The organism is Scytonema millei VB511283 (genome assembly GCF_000817735.3).
Taxonomy (GTDB): domain Bacteria; phylum Cyanobacteriota; class Cyanobacteriia; order Cyanobacteriales; family Chroococcidiopsidaceae; genus Chroococcidiopsis; species Chroococcidiopsis millei_B.
This window is the reverse complement of sequence record NZ_JTJC03000017.1, coordinates 1-19,395: the sequence shown is the minus strand read 5'-3', so window position 1 is coordinate 19,395 and position 19,395 is coordinate 1. Positions and strand designations below refer to the sequence as shown.

Genomic DNA, 19,395 nt, shown 5'->3' with positions numbered 1-19,395 from the left:
AGCAGCATTACGGCAAATTATCTGACCGATTTAGCTGAGCTTTGGCACGCTGCCAGAGAGTTTCTAATTCTTCTAAAGAGTAATCTGTTAGGGGACGACCTGCTAATGTTTCTACATGAGATAAGCGCTGAATAAAACGCTGATTTGTACCTTGTAAGGCTGCATCAGGATCGAGATCGTACCACCGTGCCAGGTTAATAATGACAAATAGCAAATCTCCCAGTTCTTCTTGTTGCCTTGCGGGAGATTCTTGAGCGATCGCCTGTTGAAATTCTGCCAATTCTTCGTTAAATTTTTCCCAGACTCCTTCTACATTGTCCCATTCAAAACCGACTGCCGCAGCTTTGCGTGAAATCTTCATTCCAGCGGTGAGGGGTGGGAGTGTTCGCGCATATCGTAAAAGTTTATTGGTCAGTTTTTCTGCTGCAATTGGCGATTCACCTTTTTCAGCAGCTTTGATTTCTTCCCAATTTTGCCGCACTTGTTCGACGTTTTCTACAGTGATATCGCCAAAGACGTGAGGATGGCGACGAATTAGTTTTTGGGTAATGCCTTCGGCAACTTCTGCAAGGCTAAAATCATTTGATTCTGAAGCGATTTGAGCTTGCAGGACGACTTGTAATAGTAAATCGCCTAGTTCTTCGGCGATCGCATTTTTATCTCCACTCCGAATTGCGTCAACGACCTCATAAGCTTCTTCCGTCACGTAGGGAATTAATGTTTCTGGTGTTTGGGCTAAATCCCAAGGACAACCACCATCAGGCGATCGTAATTTGGCTACTACATTAATTAGATCTTGTAGGGCGGCGATTTTGTCATTTGTCATTGGTAGTTGGTAATTGGTAGTTGGTAGTTGCTGAGCAAATTATGACTTACGACTTTTCCTTTGCTCCCTCAGCTTCCTCAGCTCTCTTCTATCTCCTGTCTCCTTTTTTCTGACTATTTTGCCACGTCGCGGTGGGAGATTGCGGCTTTTTTGTTTCTGCTGGCGTTTATAGGTAGAATGGCTCCAATCGCTGATAACGTGGCTCATCGCTCCTAATTCTAGTCCGAGACAGAGCGCGATCCATTCGGTGGTGTGACGAGTTAGCGATCGCTTGACCGTTTCCCACAAGGTTTGCCAGTGCCATCCTATATTCCACGCGAATTGAGCGATTCCCAAAAAGAAAAGTCCTAAAATACTTAACCAGATGGCAAGGTAGACAAGGCGGAGGATCGTGCCGATCGCGAATCCGTGAGACAGTATAGAACGGTGTTTGACAGTTTTTTGATAGGGTATCCAAATCCAGCGCACGCAACCCCAACGCTGGTACTGTCGGGAGTAGAGATCTAAGTCGGGACCAAACATCAGTCCACTAAATAAATATGCCCCGGATAGGATTAATGTAATGTTGCCGCTCTGAGTTTGTCCGAAGGCGATCCCGGCGATGACAGGTAAACTCCAGAGAGTAATGCGATCGTGAGTTTGACCAGAGGGCATAAGTTAGACCTGTTGCATAAGTTGTTGAATTTAAAATAGGGAGTCGGGGAGCAATACCAGTCACTAGCCACCAGCCACTAGTCACTGATAACTGATAACTGGTCACTGATAACTGCTCGCTACTCACTTCCAAGTAAAAAATAATTTTTGGAAAAGCTGGATCTAAATCGTAGATGTTTGCTATGATAAACATCCGTGAGAAAAACGGCTACACGGGCGATTAGCTCAACGGTAGAGCGCCTGCCTTACAAGCAGGATGTTACAAGTTCGAATCTTGTATCGCCCATAAGTTATTGTCGAATAACAGATTATTTGTCATTGTTCTCCCAACCAAAGCAGGTAGCTATTAATGGTGATACTGTTGCCAAAAATTCGAGCCGCACTACATCTAGGCTTGGAGTACGTATAATACACTCCAAAATACAGTATTTGAACCAATTTTTGTCATACGAGCATTAGCTGGTAGCATCTATTTACGTCGCAGTATTAAAAGAGTAGTTGCAATGACAATTCATCAAAACGGAATTTACGTTCAACCAGGTCAAGGTCGTTCTTACTACTTTGGTCAAGACCTCTATACCTTCAAGGCAATTGGTGAAGAGACGGGAGAAGCCTATGCGCTTTGTGAAGTCATCGTTGCGCCTCAAGGCGGTACGCCTCTGCATCGCCACCAGCGAGAAAATGAATCATTCTACGTTCAAGAGGGAGAGATTGAATTTCAGCTTGACGATCGTACTCTCGTGGCAACGGCTGGAACTTTTCTCCATTCCCCTCAAGGTCAGCTACACCGATTTACAAATCTGACTGTTACAGATGCTAAGATGTTGGTTTGGGTAACTCCCGCTGGATTTGAGAAATTTATTGCTGAAGTGGGAAAAGCGGTAAATGGTCAGATTACCCCTGGAGCATCGCTGAGTCCTGAAGACCTAGACAGAATTCTTACCACTGCCCCTAAGTACGGGATCGAGATCGTCCCGCCACCGTCTCAGCAGGGATAGTGCGATCGCTGACTGTAAAACCATAAAAACACAAAGCACTGAAGCAATAAATGGTAATTTCAATTTGTGGGTAGTGACGTTGGAACTCAATTAACTCAAGCGTTTACCAGCAGAAAACCACACAAGTCAAACACTGCCGAGATTTACCTGTGAAGCAAGGGGATTACGTGTCTACGGGTGAGGCGATCGCCACAATTACCCGTAACGATTACCTCGATCTGCGACTCTCCGTTCCTGCTAGCCATTCTGGACAACTGCGCCAGGGAATGATTGTAGAACTCATTGCTCCTAGTACTGGTGAGAGTTGGGGACAAGGGCGAGTCAGCTTTATCTCACCCAACATCCATCCAAACCTGCAAACTATCCTCGTCAAGGCACGTTTTCCGAATGCCAAAGGAAACCTCCGCGACGGACAACAGGTAGAGGCAAGAATTGTTTGGAATTCTCAACCTAGGATTTTAATCCCCACGACTGCAATCTCCCGCGTGGGTAGTAAAAGCTTTGTCTTCGTGTCAGAAAAACAATAGGTAGTGGTAGATATGTAGTGAAAATTTCTACTTACTAACTTAAATTATTTCCGTTACTTCAGCTTAATAAGGCTCATTAGGCTTAACAGCTAAAATTTTTTGTTGCTCAAACCTTTTAAACTAAGCCAAAATGTTAGAATAATAAGTCTAATAAGTTCAAAACAAGTCAAACTTTAATGATTGCAGCGCCGATGTCAGAGCCCAGACCTACTTGTCCTCGCTGTCATTCTCATCACGTCGTTAAAAATGGCAGAATTCATAATAAAAAACCTAAATTTCAGTGCCAAGACTGTCAAAGACAGTTTGTAGAAAATCCAACAAAGAAAGTTATTAACCAAGAAACTAAAGAACTAATTGATCGACTTTTACTTGAAAAGATTCCCCTGGCTGGAATTGCTCGGTCTGCTCAAGTTTCATCAACCTTGCTACAAGACTATGTCAATGATAAATATGCTCATGTTTCCCGTCAGGTAAACGTTTCAGGCAAGCCCAAGGGAAAATTAACTGTTGAATGTGATGAGGCTTGGTCATTTGTAGATTGCAAGGGAGATCAGCAATGGATATGGCTGGCAATGGACAGAAACACTAGAGAAATTGTGGGAGTTTACGTTGGCGATCGGAGCAAACAAGGAGCCATAGGATTATGGAACTCTCTACCATCCCTTTATCGCCAATGCGCTATTTGTCACACAGATTTTTGGGCATCCTATGAAAACGTTATTCCAAAAAAACGTCACCGACCAGTAAAAAGAGAGAGTGGTAAAACTAATCATATTGAGCGCTTTAACAATACTATGCGTCAACGAATTTCTCGCCTAGTTAGAGCCACTCTATCTTTTTCAAAAAAACTAGAAAATCATCTTGGTGCTATTTGGTATTTCATCCACTACTACAATGCCTGCTTACAGGCTTGAGCTAGCTATCACTACATATTTACCACTACCGCTCATCGGTCTTGCAAGTAAAAATGCAATTCTGATTGTGGAGTTTGCCAACCAAGCTAGAGCAGAAGGTCTGACTATTATTAAGGCAGCTCAGAAAGCAGCAGGAGAACGCTTCCGTCCCATCTTGATGACGGCAGTTTCATCCCTGGTAGGGTTTTTCCCGCTAGTCATTGCTACGGGAGCAGGAGCAGCTTCGCGCTGGTCGATTGGGACAGCCCTGTTTGGAGGACTGCTAGTTGCAACTATCTTGAGTTTACTAGTAGTGCCAGTGTTATATGTGGTATTTAAAACTTTAGAAAGTCGTTTTCTGGACAGCGATCCTTCCGATCGACCAAAACCGAATGACTCCATAGTTCAGGAAATGATTGCTGCTGTTCCTAGCCAGACAGCCAAATTTCAGAAAGATACTTCTCAATCATGAAACTAAAGTCAAAGATGAATTCCAAAAGGATTATCTTCTCAGGTATTGTGACTGCTTTACTAGGAGCAGGGATTGGCTGGGTTATTGGTCGTGCTTTACCAAGTCCTTACACTGCTGAAATTTATCGTAGTTTAGAGCGTAAGTATCTTGTTGTCGGATCGACTCTAGGATTTATATTTGGTTGTAGTCAAGAGAGTTTACGCCAGCTAAAACAGCAGAGCGATCGCCATCACGTCTAAGGTGGGCAAGGTTTCACAAGTTTTGTTGCCATTCTTTACCAAGCTAATCGATCGGATTTTTAACTCCCTCTGACCAGAAGAATAAGTTATTTATATACATATGGCTGCTATCTGAGCGCAAAAAGCAAAAAGTAGAGACGTGTGAAAGAACGTCTCTACAATTAGTAGGTTGCTTAACTTTACGGCTAGAATGCAGAGTGTCGCTCTGGTTAAGCATTTTGGCTTTTAACTTTTGACTTTTGCCTTTTGCCTTTTGACTTTTGCTAAATTTTGGCTTCTTCCTTGACTAACTTGTCCCAACCCAAGTCTTTGAGGTTGTTATTGCGGCGTAGGGGTCGAGTCACCAATTCGAGAATGTCGCGGGCGTTGGTAAAGCCGTGAATTTGGGCGAAAGTGAACTCTACAGACCACTTGGTATTGATTCCCCGTGCTTCTAGGGGGTTAGCATGAGCCATACCAGTAATGACTAAGTCTGGCTTCAACTCATAAATTCGCTGAACTTGGTTGTAGTTGTCCGGCTTCTCAACAATTCTAGGTAATGGTACGCCCATTTCTTGACAAGTTTTTTCTAGCATTGCCAATTCAGCCGCTTGGTAGCGTTTATCCATATATGGAATACCGATTTCGGGTACGGTCATGCCACAACGGATTAGAAATCTTGCCAGAGAGATTTCCAGTAAATTATCTCCCATGAAGAAGGCAGATTTACCGCGAATTAATTGCACGTAATCTTCTAAATTTGCCCAAATTTGAGCTTCTCGTTCGTCTAATCCTTTGGGAGTGATGCCGAATACAGAGCAAATTTTTTCAACCCAGGCGCGAGTCCCATCGGGACCAATTGGAAAGGGTGCGCCGATGAGTTTGCACTTGCGACGACGCATTAAAGTTGTTGCCGTCCGCGATAAGAAGGGGTTGACACCAACGACATAATACCCTTCTTCTAGAACTGGTAGTTCGGTGTAACGCTTGGCAGGTAGCCAACCAGAAACTTTGATTCCCTGCTTTTTCAATTCCAAGGTAAGTTGGGTAACAACCGGATCGGGTAGAGAACCGAATAGTACCAGTGGCGGATGATCGACATACTCAGATTCTTCTTGGGCAAGTTCTTCTTTTTTCTTCCCAAAGTGGAGGAGTTTTTGAATTGCGTTGCGTTCGTTTTTCTCAGTCTCGGCTACGGGTGCTTCATTCGGACAACGGGCTGCCATTGCTGCCAGTACTGTATCTTCCCCTTGGGTAAAGGCATAGTCTAAGCCGTTTGCCCGCGCTACCACGATGGGGATACCAATCTCGGATTCTAACTTGGGTGCTAAGCCTTCCAAGTCCATTTTGATGATTTCGGTGGTACAAGTACCGATCCAGACAATTACGCTAGGGTTGCGATCGCGCTTAATTTGCTCGCACAATCGCTTTAACTCCTCATAGTCGTTCAACTGGGCGGAAATATCCCCTTCTTCTAGTTCTGCCATCGCATAGCGGGGTTCGGCAAAAATCATCACCCCCATAGCATTTTGCAAGAAATAGCCGCAGGTCTTCGTCCCAATTACTAAAAAGAAACTATCTTCAATTTTTTGGTAGAGCCACGCGACGCAACTAATCGGACAAAACGTATGATAATTCCCAGTCTCGCATTCAAAATTTAGCGCTTCCGGTTGTGTCAAAGTCATAAATCGGTGTTCTCCCCTTCTGATTTAAAGGATGAATGGGGAGGCGAAAGCCGGGAGTCGGGAGTTGGGAAAGAGAGTGGTGCGTGGTGCGTGGTGCGTGGTGAGTGTTTTTTCTCCCTCAGCTTCCTCAGCTCCCCCAGCTCTCTTAACCCCTGCTCCCTGCTCCCTGCTCCCTGCTCCCTCAAAATTCAGGAAATAAACGTGAAATCTCGTCGTCGCCAGTTTTACCCTCTCTAGGACGGTTAGAACTCGCAGGCTGTTCGTCCGCCCAGATATCGCCGAAGTCAGACTGACTAAAATTTTTTTTTACGTCAGGTGTTTGTCCAGTTGCCTGCGCTGTTGTAGGAGGGACATTGCCCCTAGATAATGCATCCAACTCGCTTTCGGCGCGATCGTCCATCATACCCATGAGCGCATCCATTTGTGCGTCTGAGTTTTGTGTATCTGGGTTATGGGGATGGGGGTTTCCCATCGGATTATGCGGGCGATCGCTTTGCATCTTTTCTGGGTCAAAATTTAACTCCAGAACGTCAATCAAAGCGTTGAGATCGGGATTGAGTTTCGTAAAAGGAATCATCAATTCCGCTAATTGCGGTTCCAGCGCGCTCACAACTCCCAGGATGAGGTTAGAAGATGGTCGCCTTCCACCATCGGGCGTGGTGACGTATTCTACTTCCATTTGCTTAGCAATCCAAGCATGATTGGCATGAAAGAATTGCACCCACTTTTGTTTTAAAGATGCCGTTAAGTCTGTGAAAAATGCCATCTACTGTACACCTCATCCAAAAATACTAGACCGATCAAACCATCATCAAGTCTAGTTCTTCTTCTGGAGTTGGAACAGGTGGTTTGGTGGGATTGAGGTAAAAATCAGACAATAGGGCAAATAAGTCGCGATCTGGCGAGTCATTCGGGACAACACCTTCTGGACGTGCCAAAATTTGATCGGCAACGTTGAGATAGTAATCGCAGACGTAATTCAGGGAAGGATCGGATTCAGCCATTTCAAACAAAGTCTTGCCTTTGACGCGAGAGACGCGAATATCTTCGATCAGTGGCAATACTTCTAATACGGGCATGGGTACGGATTCGATATATTTATCGATCAGGTCGCGTTTAGCGGTACGATTGCCGATCAATCCTGCTAGTCGTAGGGGGTGCGTGCGTGCTTTTTCCCTGACGGAAGCAGCAATACGGTTGGCAGCAAACAAAGCATCAAAGCCGTTATCGGTGACAATCATGCAGTAGTCAGCGTAGTTTAATGGGGCAGCAAAGCCACCACATACCACGTCACCCAATACGTCAAATAGAATTACGTCGTATTCGTCAAAGGCGTTGAGTTCTTTTAACAGCTTGACTGTCTCGCCGACAACGTAACCACCGCAACCCGCACCTGCTGGTGGTCCTCCTGCTTCGACGCAATCTACGCCGCCGTATCCTTTATAAATCACGTCCTCAGCCCAGACATCTTCGTAGTGATAGTCTTTTGACTGAAGCGTGTCGATAATGGTGGGAATTAAAAATCCTGTCAGAGTAAAGGTACTATCGTGCTTTGGATCGCAGCCGATTTGTAAAACCTTTTTACCGCGCTTGGCAAGAGCGACAGAAATGTTACAGCTAGTTGTAGATTTACCGATGCCACCTTTTCCGTAGACTGCAAGTTTCACGTTGGGTTGGCTCCTATCGTTGTTTTGTTATGGCTCTGGCTCAAGAAGGCGCTTCAACTAGCCTGCTTATTGCCGTTTTTGGTTCGATTACTTGTCATTATCTGGCAAGGGCAAGGGAAATGAAAGGGCATCTTAAGATAAAAAAGAGAGTAAATCAGTATCTATGAAGTAATGAAAGTAATATTTCCTCTGATATCAGCTGAAAGCTCTACTCAAGCTTAAATTAACCTATTAAAACAATTTTGTGTATTTGTTTTATATAAATAGTTACAAAATACAAACAAACTTGTTTTTGGAAACGATCGCGATCGCTGAGTCCCAAAGCTAGAGTATTTATACTTATAAAACTTGTAATGGCGATCGCAAATTTCTCCCTAATCTCTCTTGCTAAGGGCGATTGAGGTGTCTTCTGAGTAAGAGTTAAATTTTGCTGAAATTGAGCTATGTTACGAGATAAATAGCAAAACTATGGCGATCGCACTGTGACAATGGAGTTAGCTGGTAAGGAAAGCGGTTGGTAATAAGCGATCGCTCAGTTTATACAAAGAATCATTAATTTTTCCCAGCATCAGTTTCGATTCCCCCTAGCCTCTCCATCAACGGTGTAACAAATAGCCCCCCTTTTTAAGGGGGGTTGGGGGGATCTCCTTAGATGCGATCGCAAATTCTCGCTCCCAGCAGTAGAATCAACTGTATGTCAATACTACTAACTTAAATTTCTGTCTACGCTTGCCACAAAATCTCAGATTTAGAAGAAGTAAGGAAGATTTACGCCGCAAGTCTAATCGGGGCTGGGATCTCGTTCTGCCATCATTCTTCATCGCCTGCTTTTTCTTCTACCTGCAAGCCCGTTACTTACATTTAGCGGCATTCCCATTTACTGACGAAGGAGTTTATGCAGAAGCGGGCAGATTGATGCTGGAAGGACTCGTACCACACAAAGATTTTCCGCTTTGGCATTTGCCGCTATTACCTCTGTACAGTGGCATCGTTTTGAAATTAACCGGAAATATGTACTGGGTACGGTTGTTATTTCTTGCTTTGAATTGCTTTGCTGTCGTTCCTTTTTATTTAACTTGTAAAAAGTTACGAGATAATTCTTCAGCCGCCATTCTTGCCATTTTATTTTACCTGACATTTCACGAGCTGATGTTTCAGGATTTTCGCTTTCTGGCAATTAGACAAATTGCAAATAATTTTTTAATTTTCTTCTTTTATTTAGGTGTTTGTCAAAAGCAGTGGAAATGGAAACCAATCATACAAGCTCTCTTATTTGGATCGTCAGTATTACTATTTCTACCTAACTTATTAAATTTTTCTTTTCTGGCTGTGGCGATGATTTACTCTGAAGAGACAAGAGTGCAGCGATCGCGAGAATTAAAAAAATATTTTTTACTCGGTGTTCTAGCAATATTTATCTTATTTATCTATTTTGTGTTTGTCCCCCACAGTCTTGACCAAATTGTATTCGGGCAAATAAACCGCGAAGCAACTGGCAGATTCGAGCGTTTGTTTGTTCTTTTACAAGCTAAAAAAGATATATATTTATATCTACTTGGTTGCGGCGGACTTATCTATACTGCTATCTGGCAAAGAAAATTAAGATTTTCCGCTTTAGCATTTCTTGGCTTAGTCGTAACCAGCACCTTTCTTTCTTCTAACTTCTTTCCTCATTACATGTCTGGTGCTGCACCAGCATTTGCTTTTGGTATATTTGGGCTAGGAGTGGGAATTTACCAATTTTGCCAACGTCTCCCTTTAAGTGCGATCGCGGCAAATTTTGTGGCGTTAATTATTTATATATCGATCTTTTTGTATCAATTTTCAACGACGTTTCCCTCGTTATACGAGCAATGGGCAAATAATCAGAATCCCAGTTATTATCAAACAGTTGCAGCACTTGCCAAAACGCCCGAACCACTCCTAACTATGGAACCTATCTTTGCTGTTGAGGCAGGAAAAAAGCTGGTCAGAACTCCAATTGAAATCTATTTTCGCGCCCCAGGAATTGATTTTCCCAATCCAGGTGTTGAAAATAAGTTTAGCCAACAAGATTTTCAAGCTATGGCAACTGAAGCCTGCACGATTTTTTTAGAAGGCAAGGGCGAACAAGTTTTTCCGACTGAGTTACAAAAACAATGGCGAGCAGAATTTCAGACTTTTCAGAAAACTCGCTGGGGAACTATTCTGGTGACAAATGGCATTGGCTGTTATTAATTATCGGTTGTCAGTTAATTTTGTTTCTTGGTTGCTAGTAATTGCTGATAAATATCGGTGTGTGCTTTGGCGATCGCAGACCAGGTAAAGCGATCGCTCAATTTACTGGCTGTGGCACTGAGGCGATCGCATCTCGATTTATCTAAAATGAGTTTAAGCAAAGCCTCGGTTAGTGCTGCGACATTACGAGTTGGTATGAGTTCCAGCAGATTTTCAGCTAATAAATCGGGATCTGGTGGGGTGCTGCGAGTAGCAATTACAGGCAAACCATGCGCCATTAAAGCCAGTAAGGAGCCGCTTTTGAGCGTCACACCATGATTGAAGGGTAACACGCCCAGATCGGCTCCAGAGAGGTAGTGAGAAGCTGTTTCACCACTGACATAACCCGTCATCGAAACGCGATCGCTCAGATGGAGTTCCTTCACTAATAGTTGCAGCCGATCCCAATAAGATTTAGCTGCTTCTCCCTGTAAAGCCAAACTTTCTACACCTCCCAGTAATAACAATCGCGCCTGGGGCTGTTGAGTCACAACTTGCCTAAATGCCGATAATAGATACTCGATTCCTTTAACCGGGTGCAGAAAGCCAAAAAAGACAACCACAAAACTACCTGGCAACCAACCAAATTGCTGTCGTAGCTGCTGTCGCTCCTGTTGGCGATCGATCGGGACTACTGTAATATTTGCAGCGATCGCAATTCGGTGCAAGCGATCGGTATAATTTGGCATTCGTTTGAGGATGACACTTTCTGCCTCGGCGTTAGTCGTAATCATGGCATCGCTTCCCGTGAGTAAAAAACCATCTTCTCGATCCCACCATCCCCGCTGTTGTCCCCACATTTTCAGCCATTCCAAAAACTGAGGTGGAATTCCTCTTGGTTGCCATTCCCACCAACCATACTCATGCACGGTGGTGACAATTGGTTTTCGGTAGCCAAAAACTCGTAACAGGAGTGGTAAGAGAAAAATCGGGCGTTGAAAGCGGTACGTCCCAGCTGCGTGTTGAATGTGCAGCAGATCGGCAGCAGTAGATTTGACAGCACGGACTAGAGATAATATTTGAGACAATCCCCAATCCGTCACAACTCCCTTAACGTTAGGATCGTCGATCGCGATCGCCGCAGCCTGAGTTGTGAGTACGATCGAATTCACTCCCTGTTCTGCCAGAGCTTGTCTTAAATAAGCGGTATAGTGGGCAGTACCACAGCGATCGGGTTGATATGTACCAGCAATAATAGCGATGGTAGTCATTAGCAACAGGTGAGTCGTAAGTCGTAAGTCGTAAGTCGTAAGTCGTAAGTCGTAAGTCGGCTGTTGGGTTCTTTCTCCCCCAGCTCAAGAGCAGCTCTCTTCCTCCCTGCTCCCTGCTCTCTGCTCCCTGATAACTTTACGATCTATTTCCCTTGCCCTTACGTCCTATCGGTACGCACATTGGGGTTCCCAAAACTGGATCGGCAACGATACGACACTCCAGATCGAAAACCTCTTGGATCGTATCTTCAGTTATTACTAGCTTGGGCGATCCAGCGGCAAAAATTCGACCATCTTTGACAGCTACTAAATAATCGGCATAACGACACGCTTGATTTAAGTCATGCAACACCATCACGATTGTCCGTCCCTGATGGTTTAACTCATACAACAAATCTAAAACTTCTATCTGGTGGGCTAAATCGAGAAAAGTCGTCGGTTCGTCCAAAAGTAAAATCTCCGTATCTTGCGCCAAAGCCATCGCAATCCAAGCTCGCTGTCGTTGTCCGCCTGATAAAGTGTCAAGCGATCGCTCGGCAAGATCTAGTAAATCTGTAGTCAACAGCGCCTGTTGAACGATTTTTTCATCCTGTACCGACCACTGTTGCAACCAGTTTTGATAAGGATAACGCCCTTGTGCTACTAAGTCTCGTACTGTTAATCCTTCTGGTGCGACTGGAGCTTGGGGTAAAATTCCCAACTGCTGGGCAACTTCTTTGGTAGAAAGCTGTAAAATCGAACTGCTATTGAGATAGACCGCACCGCCACGAGGTTTGAGTAATCTGGCTAGTCCCCGTAATAAGGTTGATTTACCACAACCATTTGCACCGACTAAAGCAGTAATTTGTCCGCTAGGGATTGCCAAATTCAAGTCATGGATAATCGGCGTACCGTCGTAAGCTAAAGAGAGATTTTTGGTTGACAATCCTTTCATAAGCTCGATCTCTGACGATGACAAATTAACGACGAATTAACAAATAGAGCAAGTAAGAATGCCTAGTCCCAGCCTTAATGGTTCGGGATTGGAGTAATTGCGAACTATTGACAATAATTCTACAGATAAACGATCGAGGAAGTCAGAAGTCAATGATTCTTAGCTAGCTTTAATTTTCATCTCAGCCGGAACTCAGAGTTTTTGCTTAGCTTGTATTGGGGGCGATCGCGTTTCCACAACTCATCAGTCAGAATAATAATAGATGATGAAAAAACGACATTTTTTACACGCTGGTGCAGCAGTAGTTGGCACGGCGTTGTTATCGCGTTATCTACCTTGGAGATCGAATGATATGGCAACGGCAAAGAATGAATTTGAAATCGAAAAACCTGAGGCAGAGTGGCGCGAAACATTAACACCAGAACAGTTTCGCGTCCTGCGCCAACACGGAACCGAACGGGCTAGGACGAGTCCCTTAGATAAGCAATATGGCAAAGGTACGTATGTTTGTGCTGGTTGCGACCTACCGCTATTTACATCGGAGACTAAATTTGACAGCGGTACTGGCTGGCCCAGCTTTTTTACTCCGATTGAAGGTGCGATCGCGACATCTGTAGATAAGTCACTGTTTATGACCAGAGTTGAAGTCCATTGTCGTCGCTGTGGCGGGCATTTGGGTCATGTCTTCGATGATGGTCCCAAACCGACTGGCAAGCGTTATTGCATGAATGGTGTGGCAATGAACTTTGTTCCTAGCTGATAAGACAGCGATGTACTCGTAGGGGCGCACAGAGAAAGCGCCCCTACAGATCTTGTCTCTCATCCAATTGACAAAGGCTATCAAAGGCATTGACGATCGCGACTGGGCAATTTGGTTGCCGTGGCTACCGCATTGGTGCGGGAACCCACTGCTGAAAAGTATCTAAGTGACTCCAATAAGCCATGTATCCGGTCAGCGCCCAAATTAATGCAGCGGCAATTAATCCGACTGCTCCAATGATTCGCCACCAACGGTTATTTTTGAAGTACCAGAGTGTTGGTGCGGCACAAACTCCGGCTAATCCCGTCAAAATGAAGCCGATGCCTGAGAGGATAGGTTGTTTCGTCAATCCCAAGTTTATCAGGCGTACGCCTACTACGATTGCGACTAGCCCAGCAAAGAAACCATAAATTGCTAGAGTAATTAACTCCCAGCCTTTTGCCAAGCTGATAGAGGTACCAATAAACAGAATCCCAAACAGAACGCTCGTTTCACCAAATGCAATATTGAAACTGCCTCTGACAGTCCAGGTTAAAGTCATGTGCAATCCAGTGGTGAGTGCAATCGCGCCCGTAATTCCAAACCCAGGAATCCATTTGTTTTGGTAGGGATCGTCCAAGCCAGCATAGACATAGTACGCCAGTAAAAACAACCCAGCGACCATGTTAATCAACATCAGCGTGATGTAATCGATAAACACAAATAAACCTCAACCAAGAGTAGATTTTCCGAAATCTAGCGCCAGCGTCTTGAAGCTATATAACAACAGTTCAATTCTAAATTTAAAACTCTATGTCAAAACTGGGGTGCAAACTATAACTGCACCCCTTATTATTTGCCTCTACATATTGCCACGCTGTGAGATAGATCGGCTCTGACTGGAGAATCTGTGTTAGGGGAAAATTGGCTGCTTGCATTACCAATGATTTCATTGGCTATATTAGTGAGTTGGAGCGATCGCCCTGAGTAGCTCGCAATGACTACAAGTGACAACCTGGACTTTCGATTCCCTCCTCAAAACTGAATAATTCAATATGTTTTGGATTATTCATTATCTCTTTTGCTGCTAACAAACCTGCGATCGTCCAAGTTTGATAACTTCTGGCTTCTTTACCGATTAAACGTCCATTCTTACCGTCATAATATTCGGGATATTTATCTTGAACTAAACGAGTTTCAGCCAGCGCGATCGCTCTACTCGCCAGTTCTTGTCGTCCTGTTTTCTGGGCTGCGGCAGCAAATAACCAGAGTAAAACTGCCCAGCTACCACCATTATGATAAGACCAAGGGATATTTTTCGGGTCACATCCAGTCACGATCCGCCACTCTAAACCTTCTAAAGCAGGAAAACAAATTTTCAAAGGCATAAAGCCAATCAAATCGTGCCAGCGCTGTTCAAACAAATCCATAATGCTTTGTGATTCCGATTCGCTAGCCAAGGAAACTAAAATTGCCAACAGATTTCCCAGTGTAAAAAAGCGAAAATCCATTTGTCCTGGTCGCAGATTTCCAGCTAAGTAGCCTCCGGTTTCGGGCAACCACTCAGTTAACCAATTGGGAATTGATTCAGCATAAATATTAAATTTGTTTGCCACTTCTTGACCAAATTCATCACTCTTAAAGCGATAAATTTCATTCAACCGTTGTAAATCTAACCAGTAGTACTCGCGAACGTGGTAATTTAAAGCGCCTAATCTTTGATGAATAGCATCAAGATAGCGATCGCCGCCATTTTCTGATAATAATAATTCTTTGGCAGTCCGTAAAGCAGCATAGAATAATACTTGAATTTCTAAAGGATGCCCGTAAACTCCCATGCGACGGTCAATCATAAACGAGCCATCTAGAACTGGGAGGGTAGGATACATGGAAAACCGATGCACTAGACATAAATCTAGGATCAGTTTCATGCCCGTTTGAAAATCCGATTGATGAGCTAGCGTAATGTCGCCTGTAGCTTTGACATAAGCTCGTAAAAGCAGAATCCACCACAGACAAGAATCGACGGGAGGGACGCGAGCAATCGCGCTTTCGCCAAAGTCAGATTCTATGTATTCTTTGTCGCCGTCATGTTCCACTTTAAAGCTAGCGGGCATCAAGCCTGGTCCTGGCGCAAAGCAATCCATCTCGCGATCGTGATTCTGTTGCATTGCCAGCGTTTCTATCAGGAAATTACGCACAATTTCTGTCTTGCCATGCATGAGAAATACTAAGGCACAAGGGACGAAATCGCGAATAAAACACTGGTCGTAGTTGAGTGCTTCTAGTTCTGGATCTTGCGCTGCCAGCGTGCCAATCGGTCGCCCTTGGTAGTAGATAATGGAGGTTTCTAGTAGCTTCCAGGCTTCTTTTTCCCACATGTTGTTTATCAATTTAATTAGTAGTCAGTGCCAAAAAGGTTTTAGTTTAAATTAAGAGTATCATTGTTTGTAAAGTAACTTCATTCGTTTAAACTTCCATTGTTTGACTTTTGATTTTTGACTTTTGACTTTCAATCAAGCTGACCAAGCTTCTCGAAAATCTGCATAAAGCGTCAATCCGCCATCAACAAATAGGGTTTGTCCGGTAATGTATGCGGCTTCATCCGAAGCTAAAAAAGCAACTGCTGCTGCCATTTCTTCGGCAGTACCAGCACGACCCATCGGTATGTGACTTTCAACGACTGCCTTCTTTTCTGGGTCATCTGTCCAAGCTTCGTTAATCGGTGTAATCGTGGCTCCTGGTGCAACAGCGTTAACTCGAATTCCTCGATTGGCATACTCTAATGCTAAGGTTTTAGTCATGTTTTCCATTCCACCTTTACTGATGGAATAGCTGAGATACATCGGTCTGGGAATAATTTCGTGAACGCTAGAAATGTTGATAATAATTCCCGAGCGATTTTGGGAGAGCATGTGTTTGATAGTTTCACGGGCGCACAAAAAAGCACCTCGCAAATTAACTGTTAGCACTTGGTCAAACTCTGCCGTTTCAATTTCGTGAGAATTGGCTTCAGTTTGAATTCCAGCATTATTAACCAGAATATCTAAACTGCCAAATCTTTCGATCGCAGTGTTAACCATGTTAATGATGTCTTCTTCTTTAGAAACATCTCCTTGCACCAGCAAAGATTTGACACCACAGTTTTCAATATCACCACATGCTTTTTGCATTGCCATCTCTTCAGTATCTTCAGCAGCTTCAGGGCTTTTACGATAGTTAATGGCAATATTGCATCCTTCAGCAGCGAGACGAATGGCAATTGCTTGTCCGATTCCACTCGTCGCACCAGTCACCAGTACATTTTTACCTTTTAATCCTTTCATCATAATCGTGCTTTTATCTCTATACACCATCATTCTGCATGTCAATGGTCAAGCTGTCGCTGTAGAATCCGAACGTTAGGAATTAAGTTATGTTTGGTTTTCTCTGCCAAACTGACGCTGTTGAGTGCAGCCGACGAATACTAAGCTATTAATACTGAGGGCGATCGCGAGTAGCTGTAGCATCCGTCGTTGCTGCATGTTGTATTTCTCTTGCCAATCGCTCTAGTTTTACAGCAGTACCACTTTATGGTTTTACTGGTTGAGTCGCTGCGGGCAGACGTTCGGGCTTTGGCTTGCCTGCCCAAGGTGGCGGACCCTCAGCAGGGCGAATTTCAATCGTGGAACCATTAGCACGAGTGATAGAAAAGACATCAAACTCGCCACTTTTTTTGCTAATCTCACCCCTTACAGTCACTTCTTCCCCTGGTTTGAGATTAATTTCTCGCCACCAACGGGGACCAGCATCGACAATAATTTCTCCCGAACCATCTCTGAGGGTGAAATCGTTACCAACAACGCTGACGACTTCGCCAGAAATGACCGTACCTCTGGCACGTTGCTGTAGATTGCCAATTCTCGTTGTACTTTGCGCCTGGGCAAAGCTAGGCAGCATAGGAATGGCGATCGCGCCCACAACTGCTGTCAAGGCTAAACTCAAGAACGCTCCATGCTTCATAGTTGTTTGCCTCCAATATTCTGCTTCTAGCTTTCAGTATAAAAATGATGCAAATATGACAACAAGAGGTCAGAAATCAGCAGTTAGCAGAAAAAACTACGATGTGACTGCATAAAATAACTAAGCTTTATTTTATTTTTTAGTTTTTGAGCTATTAAAGATTGCTGACGAATCTAACTCAAATTACATCTTGAGATAGAGATATTCAATTCTTATATCTGACACAAACTCTCCAAAAGGTAGATCCATCTAGCTAAAGGAAAGTTTTACATTGATCCCAACGATAAACAAATTTATTGGGAGAAAATTCATGAGTGAAGCAAGATCTAAAGAAAAAGTTACCCGTAATGACGAGATGGATACCTCGACGGCAGATCGTGGCATTATTCCAGCAGAGGTAGCAGCTCGTATGGATCGTGAAGGTGAAAATTATCGGGAAACAGCTGAAGAACAAGCTGGTGCTGAAAGCCTCAACGTTACAGGCGGCGCTACTGTAGACCAAGAGGGTTTAGCGAATAACTATGCAGTTGAACCCGAAATGTATTACGAAACTCCAGGCGATCGCACCGCTATTAAAGAAGCAGAAGAAGCCGAACGCCAGCAAACATTAGAAGCACTGGATGAAGACGAACAAGGCAAGCTGACTGAAGAAGGCGACCAACGCCACAAAGGACCGGGAATCATTTAATCCTGCAAATATTGGAGACAGCTAAATACTCCAGAGGTCAGCCGCTTGACAATCTTGCCAATTGATTGCAGCGGTTTTTTGTTGCTTATTTGCCTTAGAATAATCTGACGTTGCAGCATTGCGTGGAGCGAAAATCGTGGCAGAGGCAAAAATTGGCATCATTGGAGGCAGCGGACTCTACAAAATGGAAGCACTTCAGGATGTAGAAGAGTTGCAAGTTGATACGCCTTTTGGTGCGCCCTCAGATGCTTTAATCACAGGAACCATAGAAGGAACGCGGGTAGCTTTTCTCGCCCGCCACGGTCGCAATCATACGCTTTTACCTTCAGAATTACCGTTTCGTGCCAATATCTACGCTATGAAACAGTTAGGCGTAGAATACATCATCTCTGCGTCTGCTGTTGGTTCCTTGAAGGAGGAAGCGAAACCTTTAGATATGGTCGTACCCGATCAATTTATCGATCGCACGAAAAATCGCATCTCGACTTTCTTTGGCGAGGGAATTGTCGCCCATATTGCTTTTGCCGATCCAGTATGCGATCGACTAGCGGGAGTTGTAGCTGAGGCGATCGCCAGTCTCAATCTTTCAGATGTTACCCTACATCGTGGCGGCACTTACGTTTGCATGGAGGGTCCAGCCTTTTCTACCAAAGCAGAATCTCACCTGTACCGCAGTTGGGGTGCAACGGTTATCGGTATGACCAACTTACCAGAGGCAAAGTTAGCCAGAGAAGCAGAAATTGCCTACGCTACCCTAGCCCTGGTAACAGATTATGACTGCTGGCATCCAGACCACGACAGCGTTACCGTCGAGATGGTAATTGCTAACCTGCAACGTAATGCCAAGAATGCCCAAATGGTGATTCAAGAAACGGTACGGCGCTTGAGTAAAAATCCTCCTGCCTCAGAAGCGCACTCCGCTTTAAAGTATGCTATTCTTACACCCCTAAATAAAGTGCCTGTGGCAACTCAAGAAAAATTGGGTCTGTTGTTGAAGAAATATCTATGAAATTGATATGAAAGAGCAATTTCTCAAATGGATAAATCTTGCCCTAGTAGCAGATTTCTTTCTCGTCCTCTTTGCTTTCTTCTGGCTGGCGATCGCGGTTACTGGTCACGTCTTGCATTTACCTTTGGGTTTAGACTTATGGTATAAGCTGTGGCAACCTGTTTTTACTCCCGCGATCGGTATTCTCATGGCTGGAACGATTATTAGTGGGTTAGCGAGTTGGGTAACAAAGCGGCTCAATTCTCAGCAGAATTGAATTCAATGTGACTAAATTACACGAATTGGTGGGTGAACTCGTAGATCGAATCTATCCTTCCTTTGCGTAACATCGCCGGATCTAATCTTTGTGTCGTATTGCAAGTCATCAACACGACTAACTTTTGTTGCTCCTGAATGCCCGATTCATCAATGACACTTTGATACAACGTGCCATCGAGCAAGCTGAGAATTCGCTCAGTCTTATAATTTGATTGAGCAATTTCTGTAGAGCGATCGGGAGCTAAGTTATCAGCCTCGTTAAGAGGGTGTTTGAAAAGTGGGTTGGGTAGTAAAAAAGCTCACTCGGTGTAAGCTGCGAATAACTAGTACACAGCACCGAGAGAGCGACATGAGTAAA

Annotated in this window: 20 protein-coding genes, 1 tRNA gene and 3 pseudogenes; 11 read left to right on the top strand and 13 right to left on the bottom strand. The window is 44.1% G+C overall.

What is annotated here, in order from left to right; translation table 11 throughout:
• Positions 1-7: 7 nt before the first annotated feature.
• Together mazG and QH73_RS25685 are read right to left on the bottom strand one after the other, a co-directional pair.
• The gene (mazG, locus tag QH73_RS25690; RefSeq protein WP_039713842.1) at positions 8-826 is read right to left on the bottom strand and encodes a nucleoside triphosphate pyrophosphohydrolase; all 819 of its coding nucleotides are present in this window, start codon (positions 824-826) and stop codon (positions 8-10) included.
• 39 nt (positions 827-865) lie between these two features.
• Positions 866-1,480, bottom strand: coding sequence for a metal-binding protein (locus QH73_RS25685; protein ID WP_039713843.1), 615 nt, complete (start codon positions 1,478-1,480; stop codon positions 866-868).
• Between the two features lie 214 nt (positions 1,481-1,694).
• Between QH73_RS25685 and QH73_RS25680 the strand changes: the two genes are divergently transcribed.
• The 6 genes and pseudogenes from QH73_RS25680 to QH73_RS25655 all read left to right on the top strand — a co-directional run bounded on the left by QH73_RS25680 (position 1,695) and on the right by QH73_RS25655 (position 4,609).
• A tRNA-Val gene (locus tag QH73_RS25680) sits at positions 1,695-1,766 on the top strand.
• Between the two features lie 217 nt (positions 1,767-1,983).
• Positions 1,984-2,478: a cupin domain-containing protein gene (locus tag QH73_RS25675; RefSeq protein WP_039713844.1), complete on the top strand. Its 495-nt coding sequence runs from the start codon at positions 1,984-1,986 to the stop codon at positions 2,476-2,478.
• A 149-nt stretch (positions 2,479-2,627) separates the two neighbouring features.
• The gene (locus QH73_RS25670) at positions 2,628-3,005 is read left to right on the top strand and encodes an efflux RND transporter periplasmic adaptor subunit (RefSeq protein WP_052289807.1); all 378 of its coding nucleotides are present in this window, start codon (positions 2,628-2,630) and stop codon (positions 3,003-3,005) included.
• Positions 3,006-3,196: 191 nt separating this feature from the next.
• Positions 3,197-3,919 (top strand): IS1 family transposase, encoded by a 723-nt coding sequence (locus tag QH73_RS25665; RefSeq protein WP_132867318.1) that lies wholly within the window; start codon positions 3,197-3,199, stop codon positions 3,917-3,919.
• Between the two features lie 31 nt (positions 3,920-3,950).
• Positions 3,951-4,370 (top strand): annotated as a pseudogene (locus QH73_RS25660) (efflux RND transporter permease subunit); the annotation flags it as partial.
• A gap of 14 nt (positions 4,371-4,384) precedes the next feature.
• A complete protein-coding gene (locus QH73_RS25655; protein WP_132867229.1) occupies positions 4,385-4,609 on the top strand; it encodes a hypothetical protein in 225 nt (74 codons plus the stop codon).
• A gap of 263 nt (positions 4,610-4,872) precedes the next feature.
• Here QH73_RS25655 and QH73_RS25650 read toward each other — a convergent pair whose 3' ends face one another.
• From QH73_RS25650 to bchL, 4 genes and pseudogenes are all read right to left on the bottom strand, one after another.
• Positions 4,873-6,273, bottom strand: coding sequence for a ferredoxin:protochlorophyllide reductase (ATP-dependent) subunit N (locus tag QH73_RS25650; protein WP_039713846.1), 1,401 nt, complete (start codon positions 6,271-6,273; stop codon positions 4,873-4,875).
• Positions 6,270-6,458 carry a hypothetical protein gene (locus tag QH73_RS25645; RefSeq protein WP_132867227.1) on the bottom strand — a complete coding sequence of 63 codons (189 nt, stop codon included), beginning with the start codon at positions 6,456-6,458 and terminating at the stop codon, positions 6,270-6,272. The genes QH73_RS25650 and QH73_RS25645 overlap by 4 nt, the downstream gene beginning before the upstream one ends.
• A 317-nt stretch (positions 6,459-6,775) precedes the next feature.
• A pseudogene (locus tag QH73_RS29425) lies at positions 6,776-7,039 on the bottom strand (DUF5331 domain-containing protein); the annotation flags it as partial.
• 34 nt (positions 7,040-7,073) lie between these two features.
• Positions 7,074-7,940, bottom strand: coding sequence for a ferredoxin:protochlorophyllide reductase (ATP-dependent) iron-sulfur ATP-binding protein (gene bchL / locus QH73_RS25635; protein ID WP_039713847.1), 867 nt, complete (start codon positions 7,938-7,940; stop codon positions 7,074-7,076).
• A gap of 729 nt (positions 7,941-8,669) precedes the next feature.
• Between bchL and QH73_RS25630 the strand changes: the two genes are divergently transcribed.
• Positions 8,670-10,157 carry a hypothetical protein gene (locus QH73_RS25630; RefSeq protein WP_039713848.1) on the top strand — a complete coding sequence of 496 codons (1,488 nt, stop codon included), beginning with the start codon at positions 8,670-8,672 and terminating at the stop codon, positions 10,155-10,157.
• A 14-nt stretch (positions 10,158-10,171) separates the two neighbouring features.
• Here QH73_RS25630 and QH73_RS25625 read toward each other — a convergent pair whose 3' ends face one another.
• A complete protein-coding gene (locus QH73_RS25625) occupies positions 10,172-11,407 on the bottom strand; it encodes a glycosyltransferase family 4 protein (protein ID WP_039713849.1) in 1,236 nt (411 codons plus the stop codon).
• 136 nt (positions 11,408-11,543) lie between these two features.
• Entirely contained in the window at positions 11,544-12,341 is a 798-nt protein-coding gene (locus QH73_RS25620; protein WP_039713850.1) for an ABC transporter ATP-binding protein, read from the bottom strand.
• Positions 12,342-12,606: 265 nt separating this feature from the next.
• On the opposite strand from QH73_RS25620, the gene msrB reads away from it, so the two are divergent.
• On the top strand, positions 12,607-13,101 hold the full coding sequence (msrB, locus tag QH73_RS25615) for a peptide-methionine (R)-S-oxide reductase MsrB (RefSeq protein WP_039714595.1): 495 nt from the start codon (positions 12,607-12,609) through the stop codon (positions 13,099-13,101).
• Positions 13,102-13,225: 124 nt separating this feature from the next.
• On the opposite strand, the gene QH73_RS25610 is transcribed toward msrB, so the two are convergent.
• From QH73_RS25610 to QH73_RS25590, 4 genes are all read right to left on the bottom strand, one after another.
• Entirely contained in the window at positions 13,226-13,801 is a 576-nt protein-coding gene (locus QH73_RS25610) for a DUF981 family protein (protein WP_132867225.1), read from the bottom strand.
• Between the two features lie 280 nt (positions 13,802-14,081).
• Positions 14,082-15,461 carry a glycoside hydrolase 100 family protein gene (locus tag QH73_RS25600; RefSeq protein WP_039713851.1) on the bottom strand — a complete coding sequence of 460 codons (1,380 nt, stop codon included), beginning with the start codon at positions 15,459-15,461 and terminating at the stop codon, positions 14,082-14,084.
• A gap of 135 nt (positions 15,462-15,596) precedes the next feature.
• The gene (locus tag QH73_RS25595) at positions 15,597-16,406 is read right to left on the bottom strand and encodes an SDR family oxidoreductase (RefSeq protein WP_039714597.1); all 810 of its coding nucleotides are present in this window, start codon (positions 16,404-16,406) and stop codon (positions 15,597-15,599) included.
• A gap of 244 nt (positions 16,407-16,650) precedes the next feature.
• Complete coding sequence (locus QH73_RS25590; RefSeq protein WP_039713852.1) at positions 16,651-17,082, bottom strand: NirD/YgiW/YdeI family stress tolerance protein; 432 nt, start codon at positions 17,080-17,082, stop codon at positions 16,651-16,653.
• Between the two features lie 310 nt (positions 17,083-17,392).
• Here QH73_RS25590 and QH73_RS25585 point away from each other — a divergent pair, with 310 nt between their 5' ends.
• From QH73_RS25585 to QH73_RS25575, 3 genes are all read left to right on the top strand, one after another.
• Positions 17,393-17,770 (top strand): hypothetical protein, encoded by a 378-nt coding sequence (locus tag QH73_RS25585; protein ID WP_039713853.1) that lies wholly within the window; start codon positions 17,393-17,395, stop codon positions 17,768-17,770.
• A gap of 136 nt (positions 17,771-17,906) precedes the next feature.
• Positions 17,907-18,779, top strand: a complete 873-nt coding sequence (locus QH73_RS25580; protein WP_039714598.1) for an S-methyl-5'-thioadenosine phosphorylase — start codon at positions 17,907-17,909, stop codon at positions 18,777-18,779.
• Between the two features lie 7 nt (positions 18,780-18,786).
• Positions 18,787-19,035, top strand: a complete 249-nt coding sequence (locus QH73_RS25575) for a DUF8620 family protein (protein WP_039713854.1) — start codon at positions 18,787-18,789, stop codon at positions 19,033-19,035.
• Positions 19,036-19,051: 16 nt separating this feature from the next.
• On the opposite strand, the pseudogene QH73_RS25570 reads toward QH73_RS25575, so the two are convergent.
• A pseudogene (locus tag QH73_RS25570) lies at positions 19,052-19,300 on the bottom strand (AAA family ATPase); the annotation flags it as partial.
• Positions 19,301-19,395: the final 95 nt, after the last annotated feature.